This is a genomic window from Bacillus sp. SIMBA_005, from assembly GCF_046535585.1.
Lineage (GTDB): Bacteria > Bacillota > Bacilli > Bacillales > Bacillaceae > Bacillus > Bacillus pumilus.
This window is the reverse complement of the sequence record NZ_JAWRWI010000001.1, coordinates 56,703-73,435: the sequence shown is the minus strand read 5'-3', so window position 1 is coordinate 73,435 and position 16,733 is coordinate 56,703. Positions and strand designations below refer to the sequence as shown.

The following is a 16,733-nucleotide window of genomic DNA, read 5'->3' as shown; positions in this document are numbered from 1 at the left end:
ATAGTGAAATACGCCGGAGCTATTCTGGCGTTTTTTTATTGCTCATATGTGTGCTCATACCGGTTCTCACGATACGGAGACGGTGCACCTTTTCCTTGCTTCTTCACATGTTCTTTTTTTCGTTCAGCGGACGGCTGTTTCTGATCCCTGTCGTTTTTTTTTACGTGCTTTTCAGCACCACCACGTGATGCGCCATTTGGATTCCTTTTGTCATCAGGTTCCGTTGAGTGATTTTTTTTTTGTTCTTTATCGATAGAACGATCCTTTTCTTCCTTTATTTGATTGTCTTTGCTTTTATCATCAGGTTTTGCTTGGTGAGGCTTTTGAATAGATCCTTGCTCTTCCCTCTCTTGATCCTTCTGCTCTTCGCCTTCAGCTTCAGGAGCCTCTTGATCTGGCTTCAACTCTTCGCTATCGTCTGTCTTGACGTCTTCTTGTTTGTCTTTGTCTGCTTGATCTTCATCATCTTTTTTAGGCTCTTCTTCTTTGACAGCATCACTCTCTGCTGCGTCTTCATCCTGTTGAATGTCTTCTTGTTCTTTGTCTTGCATTTCTTGATTTCTGATATATGTGCCTGTTGAAATGCCTGCCTTTTGAGCTTTTTCTCTTGTTTCCAGGTCACTTTCTACAGTTTCTAGCTTGTAATCGCGCTTTTGATATTCACCAGAGATGGTGTTAATTTTACTTTTGACGTTGGTTTTATATGTATGGTCCTGCTTATTTTCATAAACCGTTGAAATATAAATGCTCTTAGAGTGGTTCACGTAACCTTTTTTGTCACAGTCATCTATGATTTCCTGCACGACTTTGGTCATGTCGTTTTTTTCTAACCCCTTCATACTGGCCAGTACTTGTTTCGCATCTTTATTCAGTGGCGTGACACCGATCACTTGATAATTGTGATCAAGCTTTAGTTCAAAGCTTGGATTAATGTCAATCGTCATATATGCATATGCTTTTTGACTTGAGAACGATGGCATCATAGTAAAAATCACGACAATAATCGCTGCGATTGATAGGATTCCTGCATTTAATGGACGTAAACGAAGCAAGTCAAAAAAACCGGCTTTTTTTCTTTCGAGACGTGATTCATTCGGAAATGTCACTTCTTGACCGATTTCATAATCTTGCTGTTCATATTTTGTCCGCAGAAATTGTCCATCAGGGGTCAGCAGCGTGACATATTTTTTGTTTTTCTCTACTATAATGCCTCTTCTCATGAATTAAGCACCCCTTTAAGGTAATCTTTCAAATACACATAATCACCCGTCATAATGATCGCCATCGCAATGATATATTTTCTATTTCTCTCAATCGTTTTGCGGCTGACTTCCACTAGCTTTTCAAGCTGTTTGACTGGCAATTGTTTTTTCTGAAATAAAATGGTTCGGAGCTCATCGTGTTCAACGAGTGTGTGAGCTACTTTAATGGCATTTTGCCTGGCATCTGCATGCTTTGGTGAATGTTCAAGCAGCTCTTGAAACGTGAGACCGTATACTTTTAATCGTTCTTTAAAATGTTCAATTTCTTCTCTTCTGTGTTCTTGTTCAATTAAACGTCTATATTCGTTTGTAGACAGCTCTGCTTCAATCATGCTTTGAGAGTACTCGCCATTTTCACTTTCTTGCAGGTCCATTTGAACCGTTGGCGCATTTCTCGCTTCTTTTCGAATATAGTCGATCACTTTTCTTTTAATAATTAATTCTGCGAAAGCAAGGAGTGAGTTTCCTTTTTCGGCAGAGTATTTTTCTATCGCTTCATTAAAGGCAATTAAGCCTATGCTGAATTCATCATCTTTTTCATCTATATATCGTTTACAAACGGATGAAACCGTCTTAGCGACAAATGGTTTGTATTGCTCTATTAATGCATTTTGCAGCTCGATATCACCTTGTTGAATACTAATAGCCGACTGCTCTAATGTTTGCTTTTTCTTTCCTTTTTTAAACAAAAGGCTAAGCAATGGTTTCACCTCAGTTCTCCCTATATTACTCATTTATGATAGCTAATTTATGAGGGAAGCGCAAAGGAAGAAATGAGGAATTCATTTCCTGTTACTCAATTGTGACATGAATATCATCATCTACTTTACAATGTTTCGTCTAAAAGCAAAGAAATAAGGGGGTATCTCCCCCTTATTTGTAATATATGTGTTATGAAAATGAAATGATATTTCTTTCAAAAAATCTACTCTTCTAGGCGCCCCTCTTGTTTTTCCTTGTTTTGCTGCCCGCCTTTTCTTGATGGACTTGATAAAAACCAGCCAAATGCTGCAATTGCGAGAAGCACTGTCCAGAAAATCACTTTCCATAATGTTGAATGAATAAAATGAGAGGACACGATACCAATGGCTGGATGTGACAGTGTATAAAGCGTGAGCTTCACACCAACCCATCCGACAATGACAAAGGTTGCTGTTTCTAGGCTCGGTCTTGTTTTAAGCAGTTTCACAAAGACAGTCGCTGCAAATCTCATGATGATCAAACCGATGATACCACCTAAAAGAATGACAATAAATTGACCGCCATCAAGTCCACCGATTTGCGGAAGACTTGTTTTCGGCAATGTTACGGCTAATGCGACCGCCGCTAAGATGGAATCGACAGCAAAGGCGATGTCAGCAAGCTCGACTTTTACGACTGTTGCCCAGAAGCCGCTTTGCTTCATGTTTGTGTCTGATTCCTTTTTCTTAAATACGTGCGATTTTAAAATATGGTGAATGGAAATATAAAGAAGATAAATTGCACCAATGGCTTGAACTTGCCACACATCCACTAAAAACGAAATAAGAAACAGGGAGCCAAATCGCATAACAAACGCACCCGCAAGTCCGTAAAACAGCGCCTTTTTTCTTTGCTTTTCTGGAAGGTGCTTCACCATCACAGCCATGACCAGCGCATTATCAGCGGCTAAAATCCCTTCTAATCCAATCAGTACGAGAAGAACCCACCCGTACTCTAAAATAATTGCTGCATCCATCATCATTCCTCCTTGTTTTTATCTATTGTCCCACAACAGACAAAGGCTTATGAATGCAAAAAAGACCTTTGCCTGTAATGGCAAAGGTCTTGCTAGACATGTGATATGTAGAATCATGCCAACAAAGCCGATGGAACTTAAGTCCATGTAATGACGACTTTGTTTCCGGTAAAAACCGGACGCTACTCCCCTTTGGTGGGATTTAAGAATATTTAGATTACTTATATTTTAATCAATAGACACTGTATTGTCAACAGGTGACTTTCACCTCGGGTCCAGTGATTAGGCAGTTGGTGTTTCTGCTTTTCTTTTTCTACGTTTCATCCATATATACATCGCGAAAAGCAACACAATCCCGATCCCAATCGGCAGAAGATATGGATCTAACATTGCGCCAACCTCTTTCCAGTTCTCCCCGAGCACAAATCCAAGATACACATATACAAATGTAATAGGCGTAATTGCTAAAAACGTGTACAGGCAAAAGACCCACACATTCATCTTGGCAATACCGCACGGGATGGAAATAAGCGTTCTGACCCCTGGAATAAACCGGCCGCTAAATGCGACGAATCCACCATGCTTTTCAAAGAAGGCATCCGATTTATCAAGCGACTCCGGTTTAACAAAAAAGTACTTCCCATATTTATTTAAAAAAGGTCTGCCGCCATAACGTCCTAACCAGTACAAGGTCAAAGGGCCAGCCACGCCGCCAATAGAGCCGGCTGCCACAACACCGATGAAGGCCATGTCCCCTTCTGAGACCCAGTAACCCGCAAGAGGCAGAACCACTTCAGCAGGAACAAATTCAATACATAATGCAAGGAAGATGCCAAAGTACGACAAGTTCTTAAAGGCATCAGCTAAAGAAATAATAAAATCTTCGATGTTTATCAATCCCTTTCACACATAATCGTTTAACTGATTCTATCTCTTTTAGAATCGCACATATATTAAACGAATAAAACCGAAGAAACGATTCACTTTTCGTCGTTTTTTTACATTAAATTTGATTTTACTATAAAAGACAAAGTGAAGAAAACGTTGATTGTGGTATTTAAGTGAAGGAAAAGTGAACACAGAAGCCATTCGATCCGATATATTAAGTATACGTCTGTTTTAAAATACTGGAGGTTTTCTTACATGACCCATTTAACAGGAAGCTACAATGGATGGCTTGTCTTTCTGTCAATCGCTGTCGCCGCTGTCGCCTCCTACTCAGCTCTTCGTTTAGCCAGCCGAGTGGCACAGTCAAGCGGTGCAAAGAAAAAGGTATGGCTGATCGCTGGTGCCATGATCATGGGAATGGGGATATGGTCGATGCATTTTATCGGCATGATGGCATTTCACATGCATGCTGGCATCACATATGAAACACCCTTGCTCATTTTATCGATTTTGGCATCTTTTGCCGGGTCCTTGATCGCATTCACAATATGCATTCAAGAGCAGCTCTCCACAAGACGGCTGCTCATTAGTTCAATCACCATGGGCTCAGCTATTTGCAGTATGCATTATCTTGGAATGGAATCAATGGCCAATGTCTCCATCAGCTATGATCCAGTCCTCTTTTTTCTTTCGTTTTTCATTGCTGCGATAGCGTCTTTCTTTTCGCTTCATCTCTTTTTTCGGCTTCATCGATCCGGGAAAAAACAGGAGGATCATCTGTTAAAAATAGCTGGTGCACTCGTGATGGGCGGGGCTGTTTCTGGGATGCATTATACCGGTATGGCTGCCTCTACTATGTTTTTTCATTCAGACGGACAGTCTTCTGGGGGTGGTTCTCTTGAATTATCACCATTCAGTCTGTCGATTTTCATCGGCCTTATGACACTGATTGTCCAAACACTGATGATTTTTGGTGCCTATATCGATCACCGAATCATGAAGCAGGCAGATAAGCTAAAGGAAAATGAACAGCGGTTCCAATCGCTCATCAAACATAATATCGATGGCATTATCGTGTTATCGGTCAATCGAAAGGTGCTTTCTGCGAACGACTCAGGTAAACAAATCCTGAAAATGTGCAATTCTTGGATTGGTGACGATGTCAGCCAATACGTCATGCCAACTGACATGTGGGAAGAATTTATTTACGAGTCAAAAAAAGCCATCACACGTGAAGCAGAACTAAAAGCAGCAGATCGCTTTTATTATTATCATGTCACTTACATACCTGTTCATGTCAACAATACGCTTGACAGTATTTATCTTGTCTTAAAAGATTTAACGCAGCAGCGGATTGCAGAAAAAGAAATTCATGTCATGGCACATTATGATGCATTAACTGAGCTTCCTAATCGGCGCCATGCCATCAACCATTTAAGTGATGTTCTCTCGGCTCAAGAAGAGACAGGAACATCGACGGCTGTTCTGTTTCTTGATTTGAATCGTTTTAAAATTATTAATGATGCACTTGGTCATAACATAGGGGACTTACTTCTTAAAGCAGCTGCAAACAGACTGACACAATGTTTACCAGACAACGGCTTTATAGCAAGACTAGGCGGAGATGAATTTTTAATGATCTTTCCTGACATGGGGCATGACACACAGAAAATTGAACAGCTTTCTCAAAATATCATTCGTCAATTTGAGCGTCCTTTTTTCATCCAGAATCATCAGCTCATTACATCTATCAGCATTGGAATCGCTATCTCACCTCAGAATGGCAAAGATGGGATGGAATTAATGAGGAAAGCCGATATGGCGATGTATTTATCCAAAAAACATAAGCAAAGCCGTTATGAGTTTTTCACCGAATCAATGGAAAGATCAAGTGAAGACAGGTTGAACCGAGAGCTTGAGTTACGGGATGCCATTCAAAGAGAACAGTTTGTGCTTCATTACCAGCCGCAAGTCAGTGCGAAAACAAGACAGATGACTGGCGTAGAAGCTCTTCTAAGAATGAAAGCACCAGATGGGTCGTTAAAATCACCTGAGGCTTTTATTGAGCTGGCAGAGGAATCAGGGCTGATCATTGATATTGGCAGATGGGTCATTGATACCGCGTGCAGGCAGGCTAAGACGTGGTATGATAACGGGCTGAAAATTCCTGTGGCTGTCAATTTATCTGCGAAACAATTTAATTCTGAAGACTTAATTGATTTGATTAAGCTGACATTAAAAAAATACGATCTGACACCCTCACTGCTCGAGCTTGAAGTCACAGAAAGTATGACAATGGACAATATTAAGCAATCAAAACAGGTGCTGACGTCACTGAAACACCTGGGCGTCCGCATTAGTATTGATGATTTTGGTACAGGACATAGCTCCTTAAGCTATTTAAAGGATTTGCCCATTCATCGACTGAAAATCGACAAATCCTTCATTGAAGATATTTTACATGATTCGAAATCTGAACAGATTACAGGTGCCATTATCGCGATGGGACATCAACTTTCTCTCGAAGTCATAGCAGAAGGTGTTGAAACCTTTGCGCAGGCGCAGCTTTTATCTGCGCAAGGATGTGACGACCTGCAAGGCTTTTATTATGCAAAGCCCCTTCCAGCAAAAGATATCGAAAAATTCATTGCCTATCCAGCGCATCAGCTGGACACATAAAAAAGGTGCCAATCATGGCACCTTTTCGTTCTATCTAAATAATAAATGTTGACTGTGAATACCTGCTTTTTTCAATAGACTAATCAATTGTTCTTGTTCTTCTCGCGAGAGGCCTGAGAAGGCACGCGCAATCCGCAGAGAATGAATCGGGTAAATCTTATCAAGATAACTGCGCCCTTTATCTGTTAAATGGGCATAAACCGACCGTTTATCCTTTGGGTCCTGCTCTCTTTCAATAAAACCATTTCGTTCTAATTTGTCAATTACGTACGTCACATTCCCGCTGACAAGCAGGAGTCTTGAGCCGATTTGCTGAAGTTTTTGAGCACCTCTTGTATACAGCAATTCAAGAACCGCAAATTCAGTTGGATTAAATCCATGCTCTTTGCTGTCTCTAATGCTGTGTTCTGAAACGCTTTTAAATGCTCTTGCAAATACCTTGTAAAGTGTCATTGCACGTTCTACTTCTTCTTCATTAAACGATAGTCTCATCACATATCTACCTCTTATAATATTTTTTTAACTTCAAGGCTTTCTTGCGGTGCAGTTGGAGCCTTTCGTAAAAAATAGAAGTACGTTTTTGAAAACCCTTTCAACCACATAAGTGACTCCATTCGTGTTATGTATAAGATTTCGATATAAACTTTTAAAATCCTTCTTATTTTTCATAACCATCTCGAAAAAAAGGTTTTTTAGCAAACCATCAAGATACGACAAGGTTTAACATAATCTGTAAAGACTCTATGTTTTCTTACACTGCATTCGTCAAATTTCTACAAAATTCAATATTGCTATAATATTAAACAAAAAAAGAACCCTTAATGTGACATGCGCACACTTCAAGGGATTTTCACAAATCACGCTCTGTTTTGTTGAAAAAGAAGTGATACTCTTTTTTTAAGTCACTAATTGTCATGTTCTTGGCCGCACTAGGACTGTACACGCCCAATGAACAGAGCTGTTTCGTATAATAATGCCTTTCCTTTGCTAAAGCTTCTGTTAAGATACGCCGCACCGATTATCCCCTCCTATCAATATGATATGGACCAGGTGCTTATGAAGACCTTTTATACAAATCATTTTGTACGGCTCTTAGAAGAGCATGTGCATTCTGACCTGCCGCCTGCATGAATCGCTCCAGTAATTCATCCCTCTTTATATCTAATGCGATGATTTCTTTTGCCATACAGATGATCTGTGTTTGCTCCATCATATGCTCCTCCTTCTCATTCAACTCATCATTATTATATGCATGCGCAGCAATCACTTCACATATGTTGTGAACTTTCCTTCCATCATTTTTTCATTCTTGAGTTTTTGTGTTATATTTTCTAACAAATGATAGGTGTTTTTCGTTGTCATTCTGTATAATATGAAGAAAAGACTTGCAGGGGTGAGTATATGACGCAGGAAGATGTATCTTATAAAGATAAAAAAGTCATTTCAATCGGGATTGTCAGTGAATTAACAGGGCTATCCGTCAGGCAAATCCGATATTATGAGGAACGCAGACTCATCTACCCCCAGCGCTCTACAAGAGGCACGCGTAAATATTCTTTTTCTGATGTAGAACGATTAATGGATATCGCCAACAAACGAGAAGACGGTGTGCAAACAGCGGAGATTTTGAAAGACATGAAGAAAAAAGAACAGGCATTAAAAAGCGGACAATATAAGAAAAAGATGCTGGAAGGGCAAATTAACGCACACTTCCGTTACAAAAATCGATAAACAAATAAAGTATCGCTGACTCTTTTAGGCTTTTTGGTCATGGCTTCATGAAAAAGAGACAGCTTTTTTGCTGTCTCCGTTCCATTTACGGCTTAGAGCTATTTTAGTTAGAGTATAGCTTTAATAGTTCTTGTGCTGGCAAACTATTTGTATTGTTCATGCCAACAAAATATTCTAATTGCCATTTCTGCATTTCGATAGCTTGTTTGCTAGCAGGCTTATCCCAGCTAGGGTAAACTCTCATGGCCATTTTTCCTTTTGTCGTATCTGTTTTAAGAATATGTTGTTTTACAAGAACTTCTTTTGGAAAAACGAATTGACCAAAATCATTTTCACTAGTAAAGGTATTGATCACCAATAAATCCGTAGCTTTTTCATATGAAAAAGGCTGGTTTTTATTTTCCTCATCCTTTTCCCAAAAAGCAACAAACTGTCCTATCTTAGTAGGCGTTATTTTTGCCACTCTAAATCGAATCGACTTTGAATTTAGCTGAAACACACAAGCTCCATAATCCGAATTTTGGACTTCTTCTCGGACAGCTTTCAAAGACAGACGATTAGGTTCATAAAACATTTTATTGACATATGTTAACGCGTTATAAAATTCATTCACTGCTTTATCCCCTTATTTATTACTTATTCCAACAAACTTTCAACATTATCTTAATTTGAGCACAATGCCAAATCCTATTAAGTGAAATTAGCTATATAAGCAAGGAATCAGTTTAAATTTACTTTTTTCAGGCGGCGTTCAATAACATTTCATTCTAAGAACCAACACTCTATCAAATAACGTTTAGTATATTGTTAAGTGCAGTCGATCTAGCGTTCATCCATTCGTTCAGGAATCGAAACAGTTCGTTCATTGACCACATTCCCCGTGTTTAGCGTCGTTTTTGGTTCAATCAAGAGCAAATGAACTTCTTCTTCAGCAAATGGCTGATGTTCAATTCCTTTTGGAATCACAAGAAACTCCCCTTCATGAAGCGCTATTTCTCTATCCCTAAAACGGATGACTAGATTTCCTTTCCATACAAAGAACATTTCATCCTCGTCATCATGATGATGCCAAATGAATTCACCCTTAATTTTTACCATTTTCATGTATGAGTCGTTCAACTCTCCACTTATTCTAGGATTCCAATAATCATTTATTTGCGAAAATTTCTCTTGGATATTCACCTTTGAAATCAATAAATTCCCTCCTCATTTACTTGGAAACGTCTTTTTTACCTTTTCTAAACTAAAACTCCCTACCTTGTAATTCTCCTCCTTATCATCAGACACCAAGGGACACAATAAGCATCAACCTCTTGTATGATTAAGTTTACTTATTCTATTGGATCACGTAAAATCAAAAAATAGTGTATCATTCATCACAAATTGTGATGCAAAAAGGAGCATTATTTTGGATATTACATCTTTGGAGATATTTAAAGCAGTCGCTATTGAACAAAGCATTACAAAAGCTGCCGAGAAATTAAATTATGTGCAGTCGAATGTCACTGCACGAATCCAGCGTCTTGAACAAGAATTAGGTGTTCCTCTTTTCTATCGATATCACAAAAAGATATCCTTAACGCCTGCAGGGCGAGAACTGCTGCCATATGCAAACAAATTACTCTACAATTTTGAAGAAGCGATAGAGGCCGTAAAGCTTTCCTCTACTCCGCGAGGAACTTTGCACATTGGATCTATAGAGTCTACCGCTTCGACAAGATTGCCCAGCATTTTCGCAGCATATCACAAGACATTTTCACAAGTAGAATTAAGCATGTATATGGCACCTACTGTAGATCAGGTTCATGCTATTCTCAACTACAAGGTAGACGGTGCATTGGTTGATGGGCCCATTCTTCATCCCGACATTATTGAATATCCGGTATTAGAAGAATCCCTTGTTCTCATTACAAGCTACTCTGAGGAGGAATTCCAGGTAGAATCAATTTTACATGAACCATTGCTTTCGTCATTTGCGCATTGCATCTATTTGGGGCGTTGGCAACGATGGTTAGAGAGCAATGGCTTTGCTCCGATGAAGGTAATGGAATATGGCACTTTAGAGGGCGTGCTTAAATGCGTTGAAAACGGGCTAGGGGTTACCGTATTACCAAAATCTATGGTTGAATCTCGGATGCAAGGCAGATTTACCTGTCATCCTTTACCGGAACCACATAGAATCGTGCCCACTGTGTTTATAAGGCGTCGCGATTCGTACATGACTAGTGCCCTCTCACGGTTTATGGAATTATTGGGCATAACTCATATGTGATCGGGTCATTTATGGTAAAAAAGAGGATAGATAGAGCGACATTCTTTCAGCTCTTCTATCCTTTTCAATAAAATCATTTTAGCTTTCATTGAGAGGAAGCGTCAGTTCCTTCAACGATCCCTACAAAGTCAATCCGTACACCGCCTTTTTCAGGATCTTCTATGACCCGCATGGCCAGTGCCTTTTTCTCCCCTGTTTTTTCATCTTCGTAATTCGCATGAAAGACATGAATGCTGGCTTCTTCCAATTGAAAATCATCATAAGAAAGTGTCTCTATGCCCCATTCTTTTTTCATTTTTAGAATGTCATTCGGACTTGGGACAGCGCCTTCAACATAGATATTTTCTATTTTTCGTTTATTTCCTTCGCTAATAGCTTCAATCATATGCTCTGCTGCCACCAGTCTTCTGTCTTTCCCCTCGTCTTCTCTTGAACATGCACCTAGCAAAACAATGCACATGAAAATGAATAAAAACTTCTTCATTTTTCTCTCCCACCTTCTCCTTAAAATGTAAAGGATGGAAGCGCTATATGCAATCTTTATTCAAAAAAGACTGTAAAACGTCACGTTTTACAGTCTTCATGCTACGTCAGTGTATGAAGGAATGCTGTTGCAATTCCAAAATAGATCAGTAAGGATAAAATATCATTCAATGTTGTGATCAGCGGCCCAGATGCAATGGCCGGGTCCACATTTAATCTGTGTAAAATAATCGGCACGACCGTACCTGCCATTGTCCCAATAATCAGTGTTGCAAGCAGCGAGGAACCGACAACAAAACCTAAAATCATATTGCCCTGCCACACCATTGCGACAACTGTAATAATAATGGAACAAACAATCCCAATGTAAATACTCGTTCTCAGCTCTCTAAAAATAAGGCGCATAATGGTTTTTTTCGTTAATTCTTCTTTTGAGAGCCCTCTAATGACGACGGCAAGAGACTGTGTCCCTGTATTACCTGTCATTCCGGCAATCATCGGCATAAAGAACGCTAAAGCAACAACTTGCTGAAGGGTATCTTCAAAATAATTTAAAATACTGCCTGAAATCAGCCCAATGAACAAGAGCAAAATGAGCCACGGAAGACGGCGGTATGCCGCCACAAATGCCGGTGTGTCGAACGTGATATCTTTACCAGAGGCAGCAAACTTTTCATAGTCTTCGCCTGCCTCTTGAATCACAACATCAATGATATCATCAACTGTAACAATTCCGACTAGGACATTGTTCTCTTCCACAACAGGAATCGCAAGGAAATCATATCGTTCAATCAGCTTTGCGATTTCCTCCTGATCCTGAAAGGCTCCAACGGCAATGACTCTTGTAAACATGAGATCCTGTACCTTTTCATCCGGTTCACCTAAAATGAGATCCCGGTATGAGAGAACGCCTACAAGCTGTTTTTGGTCATTAATCACATATAAATAGTTGATTGATTCCGCGATTTCAGCAAAGCTTTTCAGCTTCACAACTGCATCCTGTACTGTAAAATGCTGAGGAATCCAAACGTAACGGTTGGTCATGATCCGTCCCGCTGTCTCAGCAGGGTAATTCATAAGAAGCTGGACGGCCTTGGATTCCTCTGCTTCCATGTTAGATAATAGCTGATCCTTTAGCTCATCCTCCATCTCATCAAACAAGTTGGCTAGATCATCGTTATCCATTTTGTTTGTGACGAAGGTCGCTTTGTCTTTCCCTACTTTTTCAAGAACGATTTCTTGATATTCCCGCTCCAGCTCACCCATCATTTCTGTCACGTCATCGACTGGTAAAAAGCTGAGGAAGCGGCTGCGGTGTTTCTCTGGAAGTTCTTTAAATAAGTAGGCCATATCATATGGCTGAAGTTCTTCCATAATGTTTTTAAATTCTTTTCGTTTTCCATCCCTTAGTAAAATAATGATGCGTAAAATGAGTTCATCGTACGTTATATTTTGTATCATCGCTGTTACCTCCCCAAAGTCAGGAGATACCCGAATCCCTTAGAATGTGCGGGGGTCAGGATCTCCTCTATCTGATGTCTCAATCTGATCTTTTGACATATTCTCTATGTGTCTCGAATCGGGATGATCCATCCCCACACCTCCTTTTCCCATAAAAAAACACCTTCAACCGAATGAAGGCGCTTTGTAAGCATGACAAATAAACACTTGCTCCTTCAATCGTAGAGCTTTAGCACTGTATGGCATAGGAAAAATCCAGCTGCATTAAAAATCACCTTATGTCGATGATTTCTGTTGACCCATTGGCGTCTTTGGACATTTTTGGGCAGCAGCGTATCTCCATACAGGAGCCTCACCTAACGAAGTCTCATATTGTTGACACACTGAGATTACAGAAAAAGCGCAGTGATGTCAATAAGCAAGATGCCAAGTTTCCTTATGTATTCGCTTACATTTGAAAAAAAGAGCGATAGACAAAGTAGACCATCGCCCTTTCATGTCTTTATTCCTCTTCTGGCTGATTCATATCCTCTTGGGAGAGGAGATGAAAGGAATCATGCAAAAACAAAGCATATCCTTCTCCGTCAGGATGCGGAACATATTCCGCATGGTCCATTGTTTGCTCTTCTTCTTTTTTCTTCATATTCTCTCGCCTCCTTTCCCGTAGTTTGTCCCAATGCAAAAACCTTACACATGAAAGTGTAAGGTTTCGTGATGGCTTAATCATCCCATTCTTGCTTTAGGATTTTGCCTGTTTTAGCGGAAATCTCAAAATCAACTTCCTCGCCTTTTGGTGTGGTGATTTCGACTTCATATAAGTACACACCATTTTCTTTATCTAAATCAGAATCTGTGACTGTTCCTTTTACTTTTGCAAGAGCAATTTGTTCAGCCTGCTTTTTAGTAATTTTCACATTCTGTTTCTTTTCTTTGACTGGATCGTTCAGCGCTTTTCCTGTTTTGGCATCGACATATACTTTATATTCAAAACCGCCTTTTTTAATCTCAACCTCATACACCCATTTTCCTTTTTTACGCTCAAGATCCACATCGTCCACATACCCTTTCACCACTTTTAGGGCAGCTTTTTCTGCTTGTTTCTTAGAGACAAACGAAGATTTCTTTTGCACCACTTGCTCCGCGTGTGCTGTTTGATTTGTATTTTGCGCTTGAAGTGTGAAACCACCTGCGACAAGAGTTCCTGTTAATGCTGTAGCTACTAGTACTTTTTTCATCATATTCATATCCTCCTCTATTTGATTTCTCCTTTATCTTAAAGAAACAAGATGATAAAGGAAGGAAAGAAACATGAGAAAATCATGAGAAAAGGATTAGTTTTCGTACGTAATTCCTTCAATATCTCCTGTATATGCGTTTACAAGCACCTCTGCCTCCCGCCCGTCAGGCAAATCCAGCTCCACCTCAAATACGAGCATACCGCTAAATGTTTCAAGATCAGCATCATCCACTGTCCCTCCGACTTCTTTTACTGCAATTCGGATGGCTTCTTCGACCGTGATTTTTGTCATTTTCTTTTCTTTAGAGGTCGGGTTTTTCTTTTCTGCTTCAAGCACTTTAAACGTTTGCTTGTCAACATCGACTTGATATAATTCTTTTTTTGATTGGATTGTAAAGATATAACGATCGGACTTTTCTTTCTTTTGAATGACCGTACCGCTCACCTTTTTAACAGCCGCTTCTTCTGCTTGAAGCTCAGCATTTTTTTCATTTGGTTTTTGATAGCTCTTTATTTGTCTAATCTCTTTCATTTGACCGCTTGCAGAAGATGCAATGATTTGATAAATGCCATTTGCATTTTCCAGCGTCAATGTATAGTCCTGTTTATGATTGATTAAATCAATCTGTGTAATGTTTCCATTGTAGTCTTTTGCAATCATTTTTTTGATTTCTGCTTCACTTAATATTTTTTGATCAATGGTTTGAATCATGAGCATTGCAAAGGCCGCAAGAACGACGAGACATCCTGCGAGCGCAAGCACCATTTTCGTTTTTCTAGACATGCAGCGCCTCCTTCCTATTTCCTATTTTATAAGGAGGAAATGAGAAATTGATGAGAAAAGACCCATTTATTTTGGAAAAAGAATGGTCATGGTTGTCCCTTTGCCGATTCGGCTGTCTACCTTCAGCTCAGCTCCATGCTCTTCTGCAATTTGCTTCGCAATTGAAAGACCAAGACCTGTTCCGCCGGTCTCACTGTTTCTTGCTTCATCTACACGGAAAAAGCGGTCAAAGATTTTTGGGAGATCCTCTTCTTTTATGCCAATCCCATGGTCAATGACTGAAATAAACGGCGTCTCTCCTCTCCATCCGCAGGTCACATCAACTGGCTCTGTACTATATTTGACCGCATTATCAATCAAGATGGTCAAAAGCTGTTTGATTTTCTCTTCGTCTCCTTCCGCAATAAGCGGCTGATCTGTTTGCACACGAGATTGAATCGTTCGATTAGTGGCCACTTCAAGTGTATGGCAAAGCTGCTTGCACAAATGACCAAGATCAACTGGCTTCATATCCACATATAGCGGCTGACCATTTTTCGCCAGTGTCAGCAATTGATCTGTCAGTCTTTTCATTTTTTTCGCTTCATCATGTATCGCTTGGGAGGATTCTTCTATAACCTCTGGACGTGTTTGCCCCCAGCGCTTGAGTAAATTGCTGTAGCTCATAATGACCGTAATCGGCGTCTTCAACTCGTGTGAGGCATCATGCAGAAATTGCTGCTCTTTTTCATAATGCTTCTCGAGGATTTCTGACATTTCATTAAAGGTTTGGCCCATTTGATACAATTCATCCTTAGAATCGCCTGTTAATTCGATTCGTTTAAACGCCTTCTCCCTCATACTCGCCTTCATGGTACTCGTCATTCGACTAATCGGCCGAACGATTTGTTTTGTTAAAATATGGCCTGCAAAATAAGAAAGCACAATAATTAAAACACCCGCAGCAACTAAAATCATTTTTAATAACGCTAAGTTCTCTTCCGTATTTTCGATTTCTTCATAGACTTGGAGCGACACAATCTCGCCATTTGTCCAAATAACCGGAATCGCAGCGAACGCAACCATATGCTTGTTGTATTCTTTGATTTCTGCTGTCTGCCCAGATTCATATGTAAAAGGCAGTGAACTAAACGTTGACTCCTTTGTGACAGTCAGCTTTGATTCACCCGTTTCTGTCACGACACGGATCATGCCATTTTGGGGCAGGTAGGCTTTCAGCAGCTCTGATGATGGAAGACCTTCTTCTTCTGATTTTTTTAAAGCAATGGCGATATTTTCAGCCACCTCAGACAGCCGGGACATATCTTTTTGCGTCAAGGTGATTGAAAAAATAAAATAAATGGCTGTATGGAATAAGAGCACCATTAAAAACAATGACAACGACGTATAAAGCTGGATCTTATTTTTTAATCTCATTCTTTATCCTTTCATCACATAACCCACACCTCTCACTGTGTGAATCAGCTGTTTTTCGAATGGGTAATCGACTTTTTTCCTTAAATAACGAATATAGACATCCACCACGTTCGTATCACCGAAATAATCAAAACCCCAAACAGCTGTTAAAAGCTGATCTCTTGTGAGCACTTGCTGCTGATGCTTCAGCAGGTGGACGAGCAGGTCATATTCTCTCGGCGTGAGTTCAAGCATTTGGCCTGCTCTTTGTATGTCTCTTGTTTTCTCGTTGACAGTCAAATCTGCTATGCTGAGCTCTGTCTCCTTCTCTTCTTGCTCGTTTATATTCAATCTGAGTTGCGCACGAATTCGCGCTAATAATTCTTCTATGTCAAAAGGCTTTGTAATATAATCATTCGCTCCAAGATCAAGTCCGCTTACCTTATCAGGCACACTATCTCTTGCTGTAATCAACATAATAGGTGTCGCTGTATTTGTCTTTCTAACTCTTCTCAGCACCTCAAGACCGCTTAATTCCGGCAGCATGACGTCAAGCAGCACCAGATCGAAGCTTTCTTCTTCAAGAGCCTGTAGTCCATCCATTCCTGTCTCTTTGACCGTCACCTCATACCCTTCATACTCAAGCTCTAGTGACAGCACCCTTGCAATTTTCTTTTCATCTTCAACTACGAGTATCTTCCCTTTGTTCATCTCTATCTCTCCTATCTAAACGGCAAGCTTGTCTTTCCATTATTATATGTTGCCTTTTGCATTTGGAACAGACACAATCTTCACGTCTATTTTTTTATGAAGGAAACATTTAT

19 protein-coding genes and 2 riboswitches are annotated in these 16,733 nt (G+C 39.9%); of the genes, 3 read left to right on the top strand and 16 right to left on the bottom strand.

Annotated features, from left to right (window positions below; all coding sequences use genetic code 11):
* Positions 1–35: 35 nt before the first annotated feature.
* The 4 genes from SB660_RS00405 to SB660_RS00390 all read right to left on the bottom strand — a co-directional run bounded on the left by SB660_RS00405 (position 36) and on the right by SB660_RS00390 (position 3,876).
* On the bottom strand, positions 36–1,220 hold the full coding sequence (locus SB660_RS00405; RefSeq protein WP_410580859.1) for an anti-sigma factor domain-containing protein: 1,185 nt from the start codon (positions 1,218–1,220) through the stop codon (positions 36–38).
* The gene (gene sigI / locus SB660_RS00400) at positions 1,217–1,972 is read right to left on the bottom strand and encodes an RNA polymerase sigma factor SigI (RefSeq protein WP_034662939.1); all 756 of its coding nucleotides are present in this window, start codon (positions 1,970–1,972) and stop codon (positions 1,217–1,219) included. The genes SB660_RS00405 and sigI overlap by 4 nt, the downstream gene beginning before the upstream one ends.
* Before the next feature lie 215 nt (positions 1,973–2,187).
* Positions 2,188–2,979 (bottom strand): TerC family protein, encoded by a 792-nt coding sequence (locus SB660_RS00395; RefSeq protein WP_410580857.1) that lies wholly within the window; start codon positions 2,977–2,979, stop codon positions 2,188–2,190.
* 31 nt (positions 2,980–3,010) lie between these two features.
* A riboswitch (yybP-ykoY riboswitch) is annotated at positions 3,011–3,182 on the bottom strand.
* 79 nt (positions 3,183–3,261) lie between these two features.
* A complete protein-coding gene (locus tag SB660_RS00390; protein ID WP_058014171.1) occupies positions 3,262–3,876 on the bottom strand; it encodes a DedA family protein in 615 nt (204 codons plus the stop codon).
* A gap of 246 nt (positions 3,877–4,122) precedes the next feature.
* Between SB660_RS00390 and SB660_RS00385 the strand changes: the two genes are divergently transcribed.
* The gene (locus SB660_RS00385) at positions 4,123–6,546 is read left to right on the top strand and encodes a bifunctional diguanylate cyclase/phosphodiesterase (protein ID WP_410580854.1); all 2,424 of its coding nucleotides are present in this window, start codon (positions 4,123–4,125) and stop codon (positions 6,544–6,546) included.
* A 30-nt stretch (positions 6,547–6,576) separates the two neighbouring features.
* Here the strand turns inward: SB660_RS00385 and SB660_RS00380 are convergent, their stop codons facing one another.
* From SB660_RS00380 to SB660_RS00370, 3 genes are all read right to left on the bottom strand, one after another.
* Positions 6,577–7,041 carry a MarR family winged helix-turn-helix transcriptional regulator gene (locus tag SB660_RS00380; protein ID WP_144462220.1) on the bottom strand — a complete coding sequence of 155 codons (465 nt, stop codon included), beginning with the start codon at positions 7,039–7,041 and terminating at the stop codon, positions 6,577–6,579.
* A gap of 355 nt (positions 7,042–7,396) precedes the next feature.
* The gene (locus tag SB660_RS00375) at positions 7,397–7,561 is read right to left on the bottom strand and encodes a hypothetical protein (protein WP_061407531.1); all 165 of its coding nucleotides are present in this window, start codon (positions 7,559–7,561) and stop codon (positions 7,397–7,399) included.
* A 39-nt stretch (positions 7,562–7,600) separates the two neighbouring features.
* Positions 7,601–7,756 (bottom strand): hypothetical protein, encoded by a 156-nt coding sequence (locus tag SB660_RS00370; RefSeq protein ID WP_088004413.1) that lies wholly within the window; start codon positions 7,754–7,756, stop codon positions 7,601–7,603.
* Between the two features lie 191 nt (positions 7,757–7,947).
* On the opposite strand from SB660_RS00370, the gene SB660_RS00365 reads away from it, so the two are divergent.
* On the top strand, positions 7,948–8,277 hold the full coding sequence (locus SB660_RS00365) for a MerR family transcriptional regulator (RefSeq protein WP_012009715.1): 330 nt from the start codon (positions 7,948–7,950) through the stop codon (positions 8,275–8,277).
* Between the two features lie 103 nt (positions 8,278–8,380).
* Here SB660_RS00365 and SB660_RS00360 read toward each other — a convergent pair whose 3' ends face one another.
* Together SB660_RS00360 and SB660_RS00355 are read right to left on the bottom strand one after the other, a co-directional pair.
* Entirely contained in the window at positions 8,381–8,890 is a 510-nt protein-coding gene (locus tag SB660_RS00360; protein ID WP_180309114.1) for a MepB family protein, read from the bottom strand.
* 209 nt (positions 8,891–9,099) lie between these two features.
* Entirely contained in the window at positions 9,100–9,471 is a 372-nt protein-coding gene (locus SB660_RS00355) for a cupin domain-containing protein (RefSeq protein WP_081042290.1), read from the bottom strand.
* A gap of 214 nt (positions 9,472–9,685) precedes the next feature.
* On the opposite strand from SB660_RS00355, the gene SB660_RS00350 reads away from it, so the two are divergent.
* Positions 9,686–10,549 (top strand): LysR family transcriptional regulator, encoded by an 864-nt coding sequence (locus SB660_RS00350; protein ID WP_061407528.1) that lies wholly within the window; start codon positions 9,686–9,688, stop codon positions 10,547–10,549.
* Between the two features lie 85 nt (positions 10,550–10,634).
* On the opposite strand, the gene SB660_RS00345 is transcribed toward SB660_RS00350, so the two are convergent.
* From SB660_RS00345 to SB660_RS00315, 7 genes are all read right to left on the bottom strand, one after another.
* Positions 10,635–11,033 carry a hypothetical protein gene (locus tag SB660_RS00345; protein ID WP_410580850.1) on the bottom strand — a complete coding sequence of 133 codons (399 nt, stop codon included), beginning with the start codon at positions 11,031–11,033 and terminating at the stop codon, positions 10,635–10,637.
* A 101-nt stretch (positions 11,034–11,134) separates the two neighbouring features.
* Positions 11,135–12,493 carry a magnesium transporter gene (mgtE, locus tag SB660_RS00340; protein ID WP_061407521.1) on the bottom strand — a complete coding sequence of 453 codons (1,359 nt, stop codon included), beginning with the start codon at positions 12,491–12,493 and terminating at the stop codon, positions 11,135–11,137.
* Between the two features lie 207 nt (positions 12,494–12,700).
* Positions 12,701–12,864: riboswitch (M-box (ykoK) riboswitch) on the bottom strand.
* A gap of 131 nt (positions 12,865–12,995) precedes the next feature.
* Positions 12,996–13,136: a hypothetical protein gene (locus tag SB660_RS00335; RefSeq protein ID WP_003212346.1), complete on the bottom strand. Its 141-nt coding sequence runs from the start codon at positions 13,134–13,136 to the stop codon at positions 12,996–12,998.
* Between the two features lie 76 nt (positions 13,137–13,212).
* Entirely contained in the window at positions 13,213–13,731 is a 519-nt protein-coding gene (locus SB660_RS00330) for a PepSY domain-containing protein (protein WP_058014180.1), read from the bottom strand.
* 93 nt (positions 13,732–13,824) lie between these two features.
* Positions 13,825–14,514, bottom strand: coding sequence for a PepSY domain-containing protein (locus SB660_RS00325; protein WP_058014181.1), 690 nt, complete (start codon positions 14,512–14,514; stop codon positions 13,825–13,827).
* A 66-nt stretch (positions 14,515–14,580) separates the two neighbouring features.
* Positions 14,581–15,930, bottom strand: a complete 1,350-nt coding sequence (locus SB660_RS00320) for a sensor histidine kinase (protein WP_180309116.1) — start codon at positions 15,928–15,930, stop codon at positions 14,581–14,583.
* A gap of 3 nt (positions 15,931–15,933) precedes the next feature.
* Complete coding sequence (locus SB660_RS00315; protein ID WP_058014183.1) at positions 15,934–16,620, bottom strand: response regulator transcription factor; 687 nt, start codon at positions 16,618–16,620, stop codon at positions 15,934–15,936.
* Positions 16,621–16,733 lie beyond the last annotated feature (113 nt).

What these genes read in the sequence shown, in the direction of transcription:
- mgtE (WP_061407521.1), bottom strand. Translation starts at nt 12,493, where the DNA reads ATGATACAAAATATAACGTACGATGAACTCATTTTACGCATCATTATT.
- SB660_RS00370 (WP_088004413.1), bottom strand. Translation starts at nt 7,756, where the DNA reads ATGGAGCAAACACAGATCATCTGTATGGCAAAAGAAATCATCGCATTA.
- SB660_RS00335 (WP_003212346.1), bottom strand. Translation starts at nt 13,136, where the DNA reads ATGAAGAAAAAAGAAGAAGAGCAAACAATGGACCATGCGGAATATGTT.
- SB660_RS00315 (WP_058014183.1), bottom strand. Translation starts at nt 16,620, where the DNA reads ATGAACAAAGGGAAGATACTCGTAGTTGAAGATGAAAAGAAAATTGCA.
- SB660_RS00325 (WP_058014181.1), bottom strand. Translation starts at nt 14,514, where the DNA reads ATGTCTAGAAAAACGAAAATGGTGCTTGCGCTCGCAGGATGTCTCGTC.
- SB660_RS00330 (WP_058014180.1), bottom strand. Translation starts at nt 13,731, where the DNA reads ATGATGAAAAAAGTACTAGTAGCTACAGCATTAACAGGAACTCTTGTC.
- SB660_RS00320 (WP_180309116.1), bottom strand. Translation starts at nt 15,930, where the DNA reads ATGAGATTAAAAAATAAGATCCAGCTTTATACGTCGTTGTCATTGTTT.
- SB660_RS00405 (WP_410580859.1), bottom strand. Translation starts at nt 1,220, where the DNA reads ATGAGAAGAGGCATTATAGTAGAGAAAAACAAAAAATATGTCACGCTG.
- SB660_RS00365 (WP_012009715.1), top strand. Translation starts at nt 7,948, where the DNA reads ATGACGCAGGAAGATGTATCTTATAAAGATAAAAAAGTCATTTCAATC.
- SB660_RS00345 (WP_410580850.1), bottom strand. Translation starts at nt 11,033, where the DNA reads ATGAAGAAGTTTTTATTCATTTTCATGTGCATTGTTTTGCTAGGTGCA.
- SB660_RS00385 (WP_410580854.1), top strand. Translation starts at nt 4,123, where the DNA reads ATGACCCATTTAACAGGAAGCTACAATGGATGGCTTGTCTTTCTGTCA.
- SB660_RS00395 (WP_410580857.1), bottom strand. Translation starts at nt 2,979, where the DNA reads ATGGATGCAGCAATTATTTTAGAGTACGGGTGGGTTCTTCTCGTACTG.